Source organism: Paraclostridium sp., from assembly GCF_051657365.1.
Classification (GTDB): Bacteria; Bacillota; Clostridia; order Peptostreptococcales; family Peptostreptococcaceae; genus Paraclostridium.
Genome location: NZ_JBOFKN010000023.1, coordinates 46,131 through 63,012, shown reverse-complemented (window position 1 = coordinate 63,012; position 16,882 = coordinate 46,131). Strand labels below are relative to the sequence as shown.

At 26.9% G+C, this 16,882-nt stretch carries 19 protein-coding genes; 4 read left to right on the top strand and 15 right to left on the bottom strand.

Annotated elements, in window-relative coordinates; all coding sequences use genetic code 11:
• Positions 1-24: 24 nt before the first annotated feature.
• The 8 genes from mtaB to ACRCYC_RS01455 form a co-directional block, all read right to left on the bottom strand.
• Positions 25-1,326: a tRNA (N(6)-L-threonylcarbamoyladenosine(37)-C(2))-methylthiotransferase MtaB gene (gene mtaB, locus ACRCYC_RS01490; protein ID WP_438617423.1), complete on the bottom strand. Its 1,302-nt coding sequence runs from the start codon at positions 1,324-1,326 to the stop codon at positions 25-27.
• Entirely contained in the window at positions 1,326-2,078 is a 753-nt protein-coding gene (locus ACRCYC_RS01485) for a 16S rRNA (uracil(1498)-N(3))-methyltransferase (RefSeq protein WP_438617422.1), read from the bottom strand. The genes mtaB and ACRCYC_RS01485 overlap by 1 nt, the downstream gene beginning before the upstream one ends.
• A 9-nt stretch (positions 2,079-2,087) precedes the next feature.
• Complete coding sequence (gene prmA, locus ACRCYC_RS01480; protein ID WP_438617421.1) at positions 2,088-3,029, bottom strand: 50S ribosomal protein L11 methyltransferase; 942 nt, start codon at positions 3,027-3,029, stop codon at positions 2,088-2,090.
• Between the two features lie 260 nt (positions 3,030-3,289).
• Positions 3,290-4,261, bottom strand: a complete 972-nt coding sequence (locus ACRCYC_RS01475) for a DUF4003 family protein (protein WP_438617420.1) — start codon at positions 4,259-4,261, stop codon at positions 3,290-3,292.
• A gap of 32 nt (positions 4,262-4,293) precedes the next feature.
• On the bottom strand, positions 4,294-4,809 hold the full coding sequence (locus ACRCYC_RS01470) for a GNAT family N-acetyltransferase (RefSeq protein WP_438617419.1): 516 nt from the start codon (positions 4,807-4,809) through the stop codon (positions 4,294-4,296).
• A 163-nt stretch (positions 4,810-4,972) separates the two neighbouring features.
• Positions 4,973-5,563, bottom strand: coding sequence for a phosphatase PAP2 family protein (locus ACRCYC_RS01465; RefSeq protein WP_438617418.1), 591 nt, complete (start codon positions 5,561-5,563; stop codon positions 4,973-4,975).
• A 117-nt stretch (positions 5,564-5,680) separates the two neighbouring features.
• Complete coding sequence (locus ACRCYC_RS01460) at positions 5,681-5,998, bottom strand: DUF1540 domain-containing protein (RefSeq protein ID WP_438617417.1); 318 nt, start codon at positions 5,996-5,998, stop codon at positions 5,681-5,683.
• Between the two features lie 46 nt (positions 5,999-6,044).
• On the bottom strand, positions 6,045-6,800 hold the full coding sequence (locus ACRCYC_RS01455; protein WP_438617416.1) for a cyclic nucleotide-binding domain-containing protein: 756 nt from the start codon (positions 6,798-6,800) through the stop codon (positions 6,045-6,047).
• A gap of 87 nt (positions 6,801-6,887) precedes the next feature.
• On the opposite strand from ACRCYC_RS01455, the gene ACRCYC_RS01450 reads away from it, so the two are divergent.
• Both ACRCYC_RS01450 and ACRCYC_RS01445 read left to right on the top strand, forming a co-directional pair.
• Complete coding sequence (locus tag ACRCYC_RS01450; RefSeq protein WP_438617415.1) at positions 6,888-7,310, top strand: DMT family transporter; 423 nt, start codon at positions 6,888-6,890, stop codon at positions 7,308-7,310.
• Positions 7,311-7,320: 10 nt separating this feature from the next.
• Positions 7,321-7,770: a DMT family transporter gene (locus ACRCYC_RS01445; RefSeq protein ID WP_438617413.1), complete on the top strand. Its 450-nt coding sequence runs from the start codon at positions 7,321-7,323 to the stop codon at positions 7,768-7,770.
• A 133-nt stretch (positions 7,771-7,903) separates the two neighbouring features.
• Here ACRCYC_RS01445 and ACRCYC_RS01440 read toward each other — a convergent pair whose 3' ends face one another.
• Together ACRCYC_RS01440 and ACRCYC_RS01435 are read right to left on the bottom strand one after the other, a co-directional pair.
• Positions 7,904-9,976, bottom strand: a complete 2,073-nt coding sequence (locus ACRCYC_RS01440; RefSeq protein ID WP_438617412.1) for a methyl-accepting chemotaxis protein — start codon at positions 9,974-9,976, stop codon at positions 7,904-7,906.
• Between the two features lie 330 nt (positions 9,977-10,306).
• On the bottom strand, positions 10,307-10,513 hold the full coding sequence (locus ACRCYC_RS01435) for a hypothetical protein (protein ID WP_438617411.1): 207 nt from the start codon (positions 10,511-10,513) through the stop codon (positions 10,307-10,309).
• Positions 10,514-10,542: 29 nt separating this feature from the next.
• On the opposite strand from ACRCYC_RS01435, the gene ACRCYC_RS01430 reads away from it, so the two are divergent.
• Entirely contained in the window at positions 10,543-11,895 is a 1,353-nt protein-coding gene (locus tag ACRCYC_RS01430) for an MATE family efflux transporter (protein ID WP_438617410.1), read from the top strand.
• Between the two features lie 90 nt (positions 11,896-11,985).
• Complete coding sequence (locus ACRCYC_RS01425) at positions 11,986-12,807, top strand: MerR family DNA-binding transcriptional regulator (RefSeq protein WP_438617409.1); 822 nt, start codon at positions 11,986-11,988, stop codon at positions 12,805-12,807.
• An 83-nt stretch (positions 12,808-12,890) separates the two neighbouring features.
• Here ACRCYC_RS01425 and ACRCYC_RS01420 read toward each other — a convergent pair whose 3' ends face one another.
• The 5 genes from ACRCYC_RS01420 to ACRCYC_RS01400 form a co-directional block, all read right to left on the bottom strand.
• A complete protein-coding gene (locus tag ACRCYC_RS01420; protein WP_438617408.1) occupies positions 12,891-13,574 on the bottom strand; it encodes an MgtC/SapB family protein in 684 nt (227 codons plus the stop codon).
• Positions 13,575-13,705: 131 nt separating this feature from the next.
• Positions 13,706-14,575: a DUF4300 family protein gene (locus ACRCYC_RS01415; protein WP_438617407.1), complete on the bottom strand. Its 870-nt coding sequence runs from the start codon at positions 14,573-14,575 to the stop codon at positions 13,706-13,708.
• Between the two features lie 150 nt (positions 14,576-14,725).
• Entirely contained in the window at positions 14,726-15,742 is a 1,017-nt protein-coding gene (locus ACRCYC_RS01410; RefSeq protein ID WP_438617406.1) for a tyrosine-protein phosphatase, read from the bottom strand.
• 208 nt (positions 15,743-15,950) lie between these two features.
• Positions 15,951-16,388, bottom strand: coding sequence for a DUF3021 domain-containing protein (locus tag ACRCYC_RS01405; protein ID WP_438617405.1), 438 nt, complete (start codon positions 16,386-16,388; stop codon positions 15,951-15,953).
• Position 16,389: 1 nt separating this feature from the next.
• On the bottom strand, positions 16,390-16,839 hold the full coding sequence (locus ACRCYC_RS01400; protein ID WP_438617404.1) for a LytTR family DNA-binding domain-containing protein: 450 nt from the start codon (positions 16,837-16,839) through the stop codon (positions 16,390-16,392).
• Between the last annotated feature and the right edge of the window lie 43 nt (positions 16,840-16,882).

Genomic DNA, 16,882 nt, shown 5'->3' with positions numbered 1-16,882 from the left:
TATAAGAGTTATTATTTCTACATATTATACTAAAATTCCTTCTACATATTCATCTTTTACATCAGATATTTTAGTTTTTAATATTTGGCCATGTATATCTTCATTACTTTCTACAACTACACGTATATAATTAGGTGTTAATCCTTCATATTTATTGTCTGATATGTTTTGTTCAAATAAAACTTCAAACTCTTCACCTATAAACTTCGTTGCAAAGTTAGAGAAGTTTTTCTTGTTTAAAGCTATTAATTTATCACTTCTTAATTGCTTCATTTGAGGATCTATTTGGTTTTCCATAGTAGCAGCTGGAGTTCCTTTTCTTGGTGAATACTTAAATATATGCATTTGTGAAAGTTCTATATCACTTAAAAATTCATAAGTTTTATTGAATTCATCATTAGTTTCTCCAGGGAATCCTACTATTACATCTGTAGTTATTGCCACTTTAGGCATTTTTTCTCTTAATTTATCAACTATTTCCTTATATTCTTTTGTAGTATATCTTCTGTTCATTCTATTTAAAGTTTCATCACATCCACTTTGAAGTGATAAATGATAGTGAGGACATACTTTTGGCATTTTAGAAACTGTATCTATAAATTCATCAGTCATTAATATAGGCTCAACTGAACTTAATCTTATTCTTTCAACACCATCTATTTCATTTATAGCTTTTATAACACTCAATAAGTTTATATCAGCATTAGCTACATCTTTTCCGTAAGATGCAACGTGTATACCTGTTAAAACCATCTCTTTATAGCCATTAGCAACTAATTTTTTAGCTTCACTAACAACACTTTCTAAATCTCTACTTCTTACTTTACCACCTCTAGCATAAGGGATTATACAGTAAGAACAGAATCTATCACACCCATCTTGTATTTTCATAAATGCTCTAGTTCTTCCGTTAGCTTGATTTATTTCTATTTCTTCAAAAGCTCTAACTTTCATTATGTCATCAACTGTACTTGCTTTTTTAGAAGCATCTAGTTTTTTAATTTCCTCAACTATTTGTCTTCTTTCGTTAGTACCCATAACTAAGTTTACTTCTTCTATTTCAAGTATCTCCTCTGGAGAAACTTGAGAATAACATCCAACAACTGCTATTATTGCATCTGGATTTTTCTTTTTCATTCTTCTTATATATTGACGTGATTTTCTATCACTCATATGTGTTACTGTACAAGTATTTATAACATAAACATCAGCAAACTCTTCGCTGTCTACTTGAGTGTATCCATCTTTTTTAAACATCTCAAGCATAGCTTCTGTTTCATATTGATTTACTTTACATCCTAAAGTATAAAAAGCTACCTTTTTCACTACTGATTTCCTCCTAAGTCGCTTAATTCGTATAACACTATAGAAGACGCTACAAGAGACGCCGTTTCAGTTCTTAATATCCTAGGTCCAAGAGAAACTGATTGTCCTCCTATTTCCTCTATAGCCTCGATTTCAGTATCTTCAAATCCACCTTCTGGACCTACAAAAATACCAACGTTATTTATATCTACACCTTTTATGGCTTGTTTAATCGATTTTGTTCTTTCATTTTCATATGGTGCTATATTAAAGTCATTTTCGCTCATATCAGCTAAAGCTTCTTTAAAAGTTAAAACACCTCTTAATGTAGGAATTTTACCACGTTTACTTTGCTTTGCAGCTTCGTAGATTATTCTTTCCCATCTTTCTATTTTTTTATCTTCCTTTTTGTCATCAACTTTAACTACTGTTCTTTTAGTTTGAACTAATATTATTTCGTCAACTCCAACTTCAGTTAATTTTTGAAGTATCATTTCCATTTTAGGACCTTTTGGAAGACCTTGATATACCTTTATTTTTAAATCCGATTCTCTTTTTATATCAACACGCTCTAATATATCAAGTTCAACTTGTGATTTATCTATATTAGTTATTTCGCATATATATTCATTGTTGTCATTATCACATATTTCTAATTCTTCTCCAATTCTACATCTTAAAACCTTAGAAATATGTTTTACATCTTCACCTTCTATAATACATTTGTTGTTTTCAAGGTTCACATTTTTCTTTTCTACAAAAAATCTATCCATAAATTACACCTACTTTGCTATTTTAGATACTATAGCGTTCCACTCACCTAAAGATTCTACATGTACTATTTCAAGTCCATTTTCAGTTAAAGCTTCTTTAACTTCATCTACTTTAGCGTGTATTATTCCTGATGATATGAATATTGCATCATCTTTCATAAATTGCTTTATATCTTTAGCTAATAATTTTATTATGTCAGCTATTATATTAGCTACTACTATATCAGCTTTATCTGTTACAACTTCCATTAAATTTCCGTGAAGTGCACGTACACTTCCTTCTACTTTGTTTAATTCTATATTTTCCTTAGATACTTTTACAGCAACTTCATCTAAGTCAACTGCTAATACATCTTTAGCTCCCAGCTTTGCAGCAGCTATACCAAGTATTCCACTTCCACAACCTATATCAAATACTTTAGATTCTGGTTTAACGTATTTTTCTAGCTCTCTTATACACATACTTGTAGTTTCATGTGTACCTGTTCCAAATGCCATACCTGGGTCTAATTCTATTATTAAATCAGTGTCAGCTGCTTCATATTCTTCCCAAGTTGGTTTTACTACTATTTTTTCACCTATTTTAGTTGGCTTGTAGTAGTTTTTCCACTCATTAGCCCAATCTTCTTCATCTACTTGAGAAAGCTCTACTATAGCTTCTCCTACATCTATTCCGAACTCTTTTAAACCTTCTATTTTTTCTTTTATTAAATTGATGTCATCCGTAACATCTCTTTCTTCTGTTATATAAGTTTTTATTATAACTCCATCATATCCACTATTGAATATTTCTTCTTCAACGAAATCCCAATCGTAATCATGTTTCTTTTGGAATTTAAAATCCTTAGGGTCTTCTATAGATACCCCACCTACATTTTGTTCATATAATATATTAGTTATGGCTTCAACTGCTTCAGTTGTTGTTTTAATAGTTATTTCTGCCCATTTCATTTATGTACACGCTCCTTTTAAAATTCCTGTTTTTCGTAAATTTTATTATATCATATTTAGTATTGTCTTTTAAAATAATCTTTTATACTTTTACACACTATTTATGTGATTAGTTTTTTATATTTATTCTATTTCATGTTTAAATTACTATTGATTTAACATTTTATAGAAATTTTTAATAATTAAATAAAATAAAGGAACTACCTCAAAATATATAACTCGTCGTTAATATATTTTGAAATAGTCCCTTATTTATCAAACTAGGTTGAGGAATTATTTATAATTATAGCACTTGTAGTTGCTGTTATGATTGCAATATTCATAGCTTGATTTATATCATCTATTATTGTATTTATTATAAAACTATTTATATCTAGTTTTTTTGTATATTCGGATATTATAATAATTGCACATATCATATTTCTATAGTTTTCGCCTAAAGAAAAATTGCCATAAGATTTATGTTGTTTTAAATCATTAGATAGTTCTTTAATTTTTTCAATTATATATCCTACATCATTTAATTCAAGAAGTGCCATTATTCCTATTAATGGATATCCAAATTCATGAAGCTTACATTTTTTTATTTCTAATTCTTTTTTTATGTATATACAATTATCCCACACTGTTTTTTTATGTGTATAAGCAAGTATTTGTGCTAAACTTTGTAGGGTATTACTTCTATGAAATCCATTTTTATTTAAATATTCATATGCATCTTCCATATTTTTCAAATCTTCTTCAATATTTGTTGAATTTATAGCCATTGTACATGCACTCATATAATCATCTACAGAAGTTAAAAATGGATGATTTTGTCTCATAGATTCGTATATATATTTCATTTTTCCAATACATTCATCTATATTTATTCTGTTTTTATTTTCAAATATAGTATTTGCAACTAATGCTAAGCAGTCTCCTGAGTAAAATTTATTTTGTTTTAGTTTTTTGTGAATTTCTAAGATTTCTTCTAGGCTTGATTTTGGGTTAGGTTGAAGTGATAATATTATAGCTGTATTTACTGAACTATTACCTCTAAAATCTGAAAATATAGAGGTGTTGTCTCTTATTAGATCTATGCATTCATTTACTAATTTAACATTTATCTCTTTATCTTTTAAGGTGTAGGTAAGCGCACAGCCATGTAGTATTATTCCCATCCAGGATGCCGCTTTAACTTTTTTTAATGATTCGTAATTCTTAGTTAAAAGGTTCACTTTATACTCCATAGCTATCCTCCCATCGAATTTAATTCATATTTTTATTTTATTATATTTTGGTTGTATCTTCCCATTATAATTTCATCTATATATTGTCCATCTTTTATAGCTGAATATTTTTTAAGACCTTCTTTTTCAAATCCTAATGATTCATATAATTTTATAGCTTTTATATTATCTGGGTACACACCTAATTCTACTCTAACTAACATAAGCCAATTATCTGCTAAATCTAATAGTTCTTCCATTAATTTAGTGCCTATGCCTTTACCTTGATATTCTGAGTGTATGCTTATTCCAACACTTGCACTATGTCTAATTCTTGGCGACACATTTACATTTAAAGATGCTACTCCTACTACTTTTTTATCACTATTTTCTATTATTTCTGCTACTATTATATGGCTGTTTGTATCTAAGTTTTCTGTTATTCTTTTAGTTCTCTCTAATCTTTCTGAGCTTATTGCTAGTGTATTTTCTTTTACACCTTTCATTCTTCTTATTTCATTTATAGCTTCTGAATCTTCTATTTTTACTGGTCTTATTATTAGTTCCATAGTATCCCCCCATTTTTCTATTGTTTTATTATAATTCTAGTTTATATTTTAATTATTTTCTTTGGATTGTTAAAAATTTATATATAATTTTTTTTATATTTGTTTATATAACAAAAGGGAGTCCCAAAACGGAACTCCCTATATTTAAATAATTATTTTTATTTTACTTTTTATTTTTAACCATATCTTTTAATATTGGTGTACGCTTTTCTATATTAAAATATAAATTTCTAATTTTTCTACTTAAAAATTTATTATAAAGAATACTTGTTACAATAGCTATTATGTATGATCCTAGTACATGCTGTGCATAATGATGTCCCACATATACTCTGGAAATTCCAATTAATATCGATAAACATATTGATACTATTCCAAGAACTCTACTGTATGCATTTAAACCTAGAGCTATACTCATACTAGCTAGTGAATGATCACTTGGAAATGATGAATTTGCTTTGTGTGGGTATAATACAGCAGTTGTATCATCTTTTACAAAAGGTCTCGGTGCATACCATATATTCCCTATTATTGCAGATAAAATCATATTTAACATTGTAAATATTACTGTATTTACTGCTACTTCTCTTGCTTTCTTGTTTTTATTTACAATACCAAAAATATACAATACTACTACTCCAAGTGCTAATATTATAGGTAGCTGTTTTGAACTAAAAAGCATTATATTGTCTAGTATAGTACTTTTTCCTGCTAATCCGTTTATTGAATAAAATACTATGTCCCAAAAACTCATAGTTTTTGCCTCCCTTGTTGCTAAATAATTATTTTTTAATATTATATATACAACAACTCTTTGTCAATATTAATGCTTAATTTTCATTGTAAAAATATTGTAACGTGGTAAAAAATTTTATAAAATTTTATAATTTGGATAAAAAGTTTCACAGCTTCCAGTTCTTGTATTTATTTTTATTTCTTTAGCTTTGCATTCTTTATTATTATTGTATTCACAGTTCTTAGCAGTGCATCTTACTTCTACAGTTTCTGCAAGATATGCTTGTAATTGACTTGTAAAGTTATTGTTTTCACCTTTTTCATAATTTTTACATCTCGCTTCTGATGTTGTCATAGCTGATGGGTTTCCTACTAAAATCCTCCCTGCTTGACACTTCAAATTACTATTATACTTACATTTATCTGCATAACAACTTAATAATTTTTCTTCCATGGCAATCTCCTTTACTTTTTCTATTATGATTACCATGTATACTTTCCTATATACTAACGTCTTTATATAAATCTCCCGCTAATTTCGTTAATATTTCTTTATTAATAACTCTATATCCAACATTATCTTTATCTAAAACCCCTTTTTTACATAAACCATTTAAAGTTCTTAATAAATGCCTATAACTACTCCCTAAAAGTTCTGCTATGTTGATTAAGTTCTCATCAAATTCTACATATTCTTTAGGGTTTTTTCCTTTCATAGAAACTAAAGATTCGTTTATATAACTAGCTAATCTATTTTCAAGTGGATAAAGTAAGTTTATAGAGCTATTCATACTTATTACAGAAAGTTTTTCTGCCAAACTCTCACAAGTAAACTTTAAAAATCTACTATCTTTAGTTAGTTCTTCTCGAGCTTTTTCCATAGAAATAACTAAACAATAACAATCACTCAATGCTTGAATCGTACCTGAAGCAGCTTGATTTTTTACAATCTCTATATCTCCAATTACTTGAAGTGGTTTATAAAAGCTTAAAAGCAAGGTTCTTCCATTTGGCAATGTTTTGAATACTTTAGCCTTTCCTTCTATAAGAAATATAAAATAATCCATATTTTCTCCTTCTCTGCATATATACTCATTTCTTTTAAACTCGAACAGTTTTATGTGCTTTTTTATATCTTTATTTAAAAAACGGTTCATTTTAAGTTCATTGTAATAACGTTCTATAACAAATAAGTCTTCTATTTTTTTCACTTTATCTTGTCCTTCCACTTTATAGTTGTTTATTATATTTTTCATTTTACATATTAAGGTGACATATGTCATTCTTTCTATTAATTATTTATGGTATTTTATTAATTATTCTAGGGAAAGGGCGTATTAATAATGAATTATATTATTTCAATTTTTACAGGTGCATTGCTAGCCTTAATGGTTTCTTTAAATGGTACTGTTGGAGAAGCTTCTGGTAATTATGCTTCAAGCGTAATAATACATATTATAGGACTTCTTGGAATTGTAGTAGTTCTTATAATAACAAAATCAAAAATTAAAGATTTAAAGAATATACCTTTTTATATGTACTTTGGAGGGCTTATAGGAGTTTTAACAGTTATATTTAGTAATTCAAGTTTTTCTAAATTAGGTGTTTCCCTAACTTCGGCTCTTTGTTTACTTGGTCAATTAATTACATCCATAATAATAGATCATTTTGGATACTTTGACTTTCCAGTAGTTAAGTTTAATAAGAAAAAAATAATAGGACTTAGCATCATTATATTAGGTATATTTTTGATGACTATACAATAAGGAGGATATCATGTTTTATATAATTATTGCAGTTTTATCTGGAGTTACAATTGTTACTTCTAGGTCTATAAATTTTGTTTTAGCTGAGAAAATAGGTATGTATCAAAGTACATTTTTTAATTATGTATTTGGGCTTATTGGTTCGTTTTTATTGTTATTATTAAGTGGTGAAACTTTTCAACTTTTTAGTACTCAGTCTTATGATGCTACATGGTTTGCTTATACTGGAGGGCTTATTGGTGTTGTAGTTGTTACTTTATCTTCATTTTTATCTTCTAAGGTTTCATCTTTTTACTTAACACTTTTATTATTTGTAGGACAACTGTTTACTGGAATTTTAATAGATTATATAGCTAATGGTTATATTTCTATATATCAAGTAATTGGAGGTATCTTAGTAGTTATTGGTCTTGGATATAACCTTTTTATAGACAATGCAAAACAAGACAGTGTTAATTAACCATACCACTGTCTTGTTTAGGTGTTAATATATATGAAACTTATTCGTATCACAACTTTCAAAAATCTCTTGAAGTTTAGCTATTCTCCTTGAGTCGTCAAAACTTGTATAAAAATAGTTATTTTATATTTACTTAAAACTGTTCATTATCAAAAAACATTTTGGTATCACAGTATTTTCCTTCACTATCTTTTAAGCTAAACTTAGCTATAAGTTGTTCTAGCATTTGAGCTTGACTTGATAATTCTTCACTTGCAGCAGCACTTTCTTCAGCAGTAGCTGAGTTAGTTTGTACAACTACAGATATTTGTTCTACACCAGTGTTTACTTGACTTATATTTTCTGCTTGTTCATTACTTGCATCTGCTATTTTTTGTATAACATCAGCTGATTGCTTAGCACTATCTACAACTTCTTCAAGAGATTTTGCAGTTTCTGAAACTATTACAGTCCCATTTTCTATAGCTTTAAGTGCCTTTTCAATTAACTCAGCTGTATGTTTTGCACTTTCAGCAGATTTTGCAGCAAGGTTTCTAACTTCATCTGCAACTACTGCAAATCCTTTACCAGCTTCACCTGCACGAGCTGCTTCTACAGCTGCATTAAGAGCTAATATGTTTGTCTGGAATGCTATGTCATCAATATTTTTAATTATATTTCCTATCTCATTTGATGTATTACTTATTTCGTTCATAGCAAAAATCATTTCATCCATTTGTTTTTTCCCTTTATCAGTTGCAACGCTTGATTTTACAGATATAGCTTTTGCTCTTACTGCATTTTGAGCAGTCTGTTGTATTTGTTCAGAAACTTCACTTATAGTTGCTGAAAGTTCTTGTACTGAACTTGCTTGTTCTGTTGCTCCTTGCGAAAGCATTTGTGCTCCCTCTGCTACTTGAGTTGACCCTATTGAAACTTGTTCACCTGCAAGATTTATTTGAGATAATGTACTGTTTAAGCCATCCACTATTTTGTCTACTGATATTAACATAGGTTCAAAATCATTTATAAATAAAGATCTTAACTTTTCACAATCCATATTAACATTTAAGTTTCCATCACTTATTTCAGCTAGTACATTTGTTAATGCATTTATCATGTCTCTAAAGTCAGTAACAATCTTGCCTGTTGCATCTGCCACTAATCCAATTTCATTGTCTTCATCTACCTTAGGAATTTCTGAATTTAAATCTCCTTCAGCTAGTTTTTTAAGTCTTTCACTACATTCCTTTAGTGGATTTCCTATTTTATTAGCAAATCTAAATGCTCCAATAAATGCTACTATAGTAAATAGTATAGATATTATAAATGTTATTAAAATTGAACTATACATTTGACCTAAGAAATCACCTTTATTTATCATTATACCCATACCCCAGTTATTACTATTTTTTACTGGAGCATAGCCTAGTATCCAATCTTCACCTTGCGATTTAACATGTGAATATCCTGTTTCACCTGAAATAAGTTTTTTATCTATTTCTGCATATGATTTTAATTCTGGATTCGACTCTGAATCTTTTATAGTATTTTCTACCCCTACAAGGCTAGCATCTTCATCTGCAATAGTTGTTCCTTCATGATCTATAAGATATGCGTAACTATTTTCACTTATTTTTATATTTTTAACTATATCATTTAAGAAGTCTTTGTCTGTATCAAAAGTTACGATACCAACTACCTTGCTACCTTGCACTCCATTTTCCCAAATAGGTGCTGCAACTACAAGTGTAAGTTCTCCTGTTACTTTACTTTTAACAGGGCTTCCCATATATGCTTTTCCACTCATAGCTATTTTAAAATAATCTCTTCCTGAGTAGTCTTTTCCACTAAATAAGTCTTTTCCACTTGCATCTATTATTTGACCTAGTGATAGTCCATATAACTTTTCTTGTCTTGTTATTATATTTTTCTTTTCTTCTACGCTTATTTTAGGATCTGAAAGTTCCTTTATAATACCCGTTTGAATTGCTGCATTTTTTACATTTGTTAACTTTTGAGAAACAGTATCCGCTGCTTGTTTTGTAGTTTCTACTGCTGTTTTTGATAAAATTTCATTAGAGGTTTTATAGTTTAGATAACTTGTTATTACTCCTAAAGATAAACAACAAACTACTGCAAAACATACCATAGTTAAAGTAAGTTGATTTTTTATGCTTTTACTTTTGTTTTTGTCTTTGCTCTTATGTCCTAATTTAAATTTCATGCTTTATTTATCTCCCGTTATTTTTTCTATTAAGTTATGATTTACAAGCCTATTTATTAAAACAACCTCCTTTACTAAAAATTTTAATCACTAAATTAGCCTGCTTTTTTAAATAATAAATTTTTATAACTGACTAACTTAAAAGTCCCTATAGCTTTGCATAACCGCATCAAATCGGATTTGCTTATTTAATTGTGTTATTAGGAACTAAACTATTAATTTGTATGTACTAATATTTTTTAATACATCCTATTTAATACGACATAAACTTAAATAACAGAAGTTAAAATTCGGTAAAATTTTACATAATCCAATCTAAATTATCTTTTTTTATAATTTAATTTTATTTTTACATAAGTCAAACTTTTGTTTTAATATTTCACTTTCAAATATTAAATCTAAGTATCTATCATCACACATCCTAAAACAAAACTTTTTATTTTTATTTATTATTAAGTATGTATCCATTTTTTTTATATTAGATTTTATATCAAATATATGTATTGACCTTGAAGTTACTTCACCCTTTATAATCATAACTAAGATTTAGATATGGAGGTAATGTAATGGAAGGAAATATATTAGGAACTGGTAAAATTTCAAAACTATTTATTAAATTTTCAATTCCAGCTATAATTGCAATGGTAATAGCTGGAATGCAGACTGTAGTAGATGGAATATTTGTAGGAAACTTCATAGGCTCAAATGCAATGGCTAGTATTAGTTTAGGGAGTCCATATATTCAATTTGTAATAGGTTTTTCAATGCTAATTAGTGTTGGTGCTTTAAGCTTTATGGGTAGAAGCCTTGGTGAAGGTAATAAAAAATTAACACAAGATATATTCAAAACATCATTTGTATTGCTAAGCATAGGAGCTATTTTTTTTACAATAATAGGAATTGTATTTAGTAAAAATATAGGTTTAGCTCTTGGTGCAAATGATATCTTAATAAATGATGTTTCATCATATATTAAAACAATTTCAATATGTATATTGCCAATGGCTCTAGCCTTTTTAATAGGTTTTGCAGATAGACTTGTTGAAAAACCTGATTTATACTTTAAGGGAATGCTTGTAAGTTTAATAATAAATATAACTTTAAATTATTTATTAATTAAAAAACTACAACTAGGTATACAAGGTGCAGCTCTTGCAACTGGCTTATCGTATTCATCAGTTTTTATAATAGTTTTATCTCCAATGATAAAAAAATCTAATGTTATAAATTTATTTGTAGGAAAGTTCAATAAAAAAACTATAATTCCTATTTTATACAACGGTTCATCTGAAGCAATGTCTGCTTTAGCTACAGTTGTGTCTGCCTATCTATTTAATAGTGCTTTTATAAAAATAGCTGGTGAATCTGGTGTTGCTGCTTTTACAAGCATTAACTATATTTCACAGTTTGGAGTTCTAATTATATTTGGAATTGCAGATGGTATAACTTCTATAATAAGTTATAATTATGGAGCACAATATTTTGATAGAGTAAAATCAATACTTCTACTATCATTAAAAATATCTTTTGTGATATGTATAGCTACATTTTTAGTATTATTCTTCTTTAGTAAAAATTTAGTAACTTTATTTGTAGCTTCAGATAAGTTCGTACTCGACTTAGCTATAAATGGTTCAAAATTATATGCCTTTGCATTTATCTTAAATGGTTTTAACATAATATGTTCTTCATATTTTACAGCAATCGGTTATGCTAAAGAATCTATAATAATAGCTCTAAATAGAGGTTTAATATTTATAATTCTAGGAATTACAGTAATACCTAGAATATTGGGTATGAATGGAGTATGGTTAACTGTGCCATTTGCAGAAATTGCTACATTCATTATCTCTTTCTATTTAATGAATAAGTATAAGTTGCCATGCAATAAATCTTGTAAACAATCTTTAGAATACTAATATGCAAATTTAAAAAGTTCAAAATACATTGGAATTTAAGTTTCAATGTATTTTAAGTTATATAAAATACTATAAAAAGGGGTGATTAAATTGAGACTTTCTATTGGAGAAGTTAGTAAAATTTTTGGCATAAGTAGAGAAACCTTAAGATATTATGATAAGATAGGTATTTTAAGTCCTGAAGTTAATCCAGATAATGGTTATAGATATTACTTATTTAAGCATTTAGAAAAATTAAGCCTAATTCTTGGAATAAAACTTTTAGGTATATCCTTATCTGATATAAGAAATACCATAGATAGTGAAGATATAAACGAATACAAAAGTCTAGTAATTCGCCAAGAAGAAATACTTAAAATTAAAAAAAACGAATTACAACAACTAGAAAATCATCTTAATAAAAGCAAGCATATATTAGATATAATAACAAGTTTTAATAATGAATATGATTTTAAAAACCTTAAAATCAAAGAAAAAAATTATAATTTATATGCTCTTGACATGAAAAACATATTAAATTCAAATTTATATAAAACTGATAATTTAACTTTGGAAAAAGAGTTAACTAATTTAAGTGAACAAACTTATGTATATATTCACAACATACTAGAAAACACATATGTAGAAGATGATGAGGATATTATTTTCATCACAGAAAATAATCAAAATACAAATTTAATAAAAAAATATTTTAATGATAATACTATAAAATCCTTGCGTAAAAATATAAATGGTAAAATTTTATCCGTTAATTTTTATGGAACAATAAAAGAAATAAATGAGTATATACTCTTACTTAATAAATATTTTAAATGTCCTAAAAATAATAGTGCTTATGTTACCTATGAATTTTATTTACCTAAAAAAATTGAAGATGTAATGTATTTTGTTAATATCAACTTGCAAATTTAGATATTAACAAAATAGTTTTAATTCCTAGAGATTACTAATAAAGTAGGGAGTTCCAAAACGGTACCCCCTACTTTATTAATAATTTAGATATCTACTTTTGTTACAGTTATCACACTTTCATTTTCAATTAATGAACTTACAACTTCATTTATACCTATTAACTTAGATTTACTTAAAGTATATATACATTCATTATCTGAAACAACTTCTATACTTTCAACCCTTAGGTTATATTCATCTATAGATTCTTTAATTTCTTTTATAGCTTCACTTTTTGATTTATACTTAACTTTTAACATTATAGTACTAGCCTTTATTATAAATTTATCTTCTATTTTCTTTAATAATACAAGAACTATTATTATACTAAGCCCACCAATTAGGCTTATTCTATAAAACCCTATACCTATTGCTATTCCTATACATGCAACAGACCATATTGATGCTGCTGTAGTTAACCCTCTTACAGAACCTTTTGTTTTAATTATCGTTCCTGCTCCTAAAAATCCTATACCAGATATTACTTGCCCAATAAATCTTCCATCATTTATTTTTATAGCTCCTGCAAGTTCTGGAGTTTTCGTTATTTCACTTACAGCTAGTTGTCCTAGTTCTATTTGGATAAGCCCTGCAATAGTAGCTCCCAAGCATACTAAAGCATGGGTTCTAAATCCTGCTGATACATTTTCACGCTCTCTGTTGTATCCTATTGTTCCTCCAATAAGTATTGCTAATAAAATCCTTATAATTATGTCCTGTATATTCATAAATTTGCTCCAATCCATAATTTATTCTTTATTTAAATTTTAATATTTTATATATACCCTCACTTAAAAACTACTATCATTTACTTACTCAATAAAAAAACCGCATCATTTATTTATGATACGGTTTTTATTTACATTAGTTTATCATTTTCCATAATTATTGGTTTTGATGCTCCATTATCTGCACTATTTACATCTAATCTATCCATTAAATATTTTTTCACTTCTTCTTTATCTTTAAACTTAGATGCTTGATATGGTAAAGATAGACCATATTTTTCAATAAATAAGAACCCGTCTTTCTCTTTTACTAAAACACCTGCATGTCCTACAAATACACTACTATCTTCTGGGGCATGTAAAAATGCATTTATCATCGATACTGTAGGATTATCTATAAATGATATCTTTCTTTTTTTCCACTCAGTTATTATTGCTTCTGAGTGCTTTTTTACATCCTTTGAATTTTCAACTGGAATAGCTCCATATAAATTTACAAATTTATCAGCATCTTCTTTATTAAATACACTAATAGGATTATTTTCTATTGCATCTAAATCAAACATTAAAGTTGAATTATCATTTTTAAACTTTCCTTCTGATTTAAACAAATCTTTAAAAAGTGTAAATGCAGTCAATCTACAATTAAAATCCGTATAATTTAATTTGTTATAATCCCAAATTTCACCTAAGTAACCTTCATCATACGGTACTTGTTGTGTTTTTATAGAAGTAAACCCATCCACTGAAGTTTTCAACTTATTTATATTTGATTTATCATTATAACTTTCAACCAATTTAATAAAATAATCAGCTTGTTTTTTATCTATTTTGTTATTTACTAATGTATAATTTATTTCATTTTGAGTTTTTTTATCTATTAAATTTGAATAAGTAAGTTTTTTATTTTCTTCTTTATCATTTTTATCTATATTAGTATTTGAACATCCTGTAATCATTAATACTCCCGATATAATTACGGGCATAAGCTTTTTTATCATCTGTAATCCTCCACAATAGTTTATAATAACTTGTCGACATATTTAGTATAAACTATGGGATTAAGAGCTTTCAATGTATTTATAATTACAAATTTGATATAAGTTTTTTTAATTTTTTTAAAACTTTTTAGACATATATTTTTACAAAATCTATTTAAATGATTTTTTATATAAATACAATTCTCTCAATTTATCTAATTCATTTTTATCTAATCCATATTCAGCCTTAAAATATTTTTCATATGTAGTATATTTATTTTTTATTGAATTTAAACTAGCTTCTATAAATGATTCCTTAACACCTAATATCCCCTCAATCATTTTTTTAGTTTCTTCATCTTTTATATAATCTTTACAAGCTTCCATTATTTTTTTATTAAGTTTTTCTCTATTGTTATTGCTTTCTAAATAATCTTTTATAACTATTTTCTCATCTACATTAAGTGCAAGTAAAATCAATGCAGATCCAACTCCAGTTCTATCTTTTCCTGCTGTGCAGTGTTGAAGTATAGCTGTATTGTCAGGATTTTTAAATAAATTAAATAGTTCTTTATATGCAGGATTATCTAAAGGCATAGTTTCATATCCTTGTCTAAGTAATTCTTCAGGATTAATATCTGTTTTATTTCCCTCTAATATTCCTTCAACATAAGTTGTCATATCTAAGTTGTCATTTCCATTAATATTCATGCCTGATATATTAATATCTTCAACTGATTTAACTTGAACATCAGGATTTTTTAAAACTTCATCTTTTGATCTGTAATCTAGTACATATTTTATTCCTAAAGTCTCAAAATATTTTAAATCATCATCTTTAAGCTGGGAAAGATCTTCTGATCTATAAAATAATCCCCACTTAACAAATCTACCATCCTTTGTTTCGTATCCACCTAAATCCCTAAAATTACTAAAGTTATTTAAAGGCACTACTCTTTCTGCCAAAATAATTTCTTCATTTTTAGATTTCACTTTATAAAAAGTTCTATTTTTAGGATTTGGATCTGTAAATTCAATTTTATTAGAATTTGTAAAATCCATTAAAAATGTATCTGTATTTTTTAAATTGTCCTTATAAAATACTTTCCCACTTTCAACTATATTATTTAATTGTATTATTATCTTATTATCTTTTTCTCTGATTATTTCACCTTTTAGTTCTTCCATTTTTATTACTCCTTTCAAATTTCAATTCTAATATTTATCTTAGAAATCAATATTCGTTGAGTAAATTTAAAATACTTCTTATAGTTAAAATTAAGTTTTTAACTACAAGAAATACTTTAACTTTTTGCTAATACTTATTTTCTCAACGTTTATTTTATACCCTCCTATAACTGTATATAACATTTTGTAATCCATAGTTTTCGCTGTTTTATTTATTAATTTTATTTAGTTGATTGTTAATTTGTTTATTTATATATCTAATTTTATATTTAAATGTATTAAACACCACAATGTAAACTATAATAAAGTTTAATGTAAAGTAAAATTTACCCATAAAACCTTCAGGCATCCATCCTATACAATAAGCTATTGGAAAATATATTATAATCATACATACAAAGTTTACAACAACTTGTTTTAATAAGCTCCAGCTATCAATAGAAAAAACAACACTCAATCCTATACAATAAAACCCTATAAACGCAGAAGTTAATAACTGCATGAAAAACTGATTTGTAGTAGTTTCAAATACATAAATTCCATTTGATAATAAACTTATGGAAAATACTACTTGTCCAATAAATACTCCTACAGGTATACCTGTAAAAACTCCTCTAGTTATAAATTTTTTAATATATTTATTCATTTTAAAAACCTCCATTTTTTAAATAATCTTTTATTTTTGATATGTATCTCCTTGATACAGTCTCTTTCTTATCATTTATAAAGTTCATAGTTAAATTACCATTAAAGTGCATATCTATGTTTCTAACTTTTTTAATATTAACTACTGCAAACTTTGAAACCCTTATAAAGGATGTATTTTTAAAGTTTTCTTCTATTTCATATAATCTTTCATCTACCTCATATCTACAATCTTTGGTTTCAACAAATACTTTTTGATTTTCACTATAAAAAATATATATTTCATTTACATCTACTATATATATCTTCTTTTCCTTTTTACCAAGAACATATTTAGCTTTTTTAGATTTTAACTTTTCTAAAATTTCCAAGGTCTCTTCATCCATATCAGGAGACCTTACTATCACTTGAATTTCTTTGTACTTGTTATCAATATCAACGTCAATTTTCACAACCCTCATCCTCCCTGTTTGTCTTAATTATACAAGATAAGAT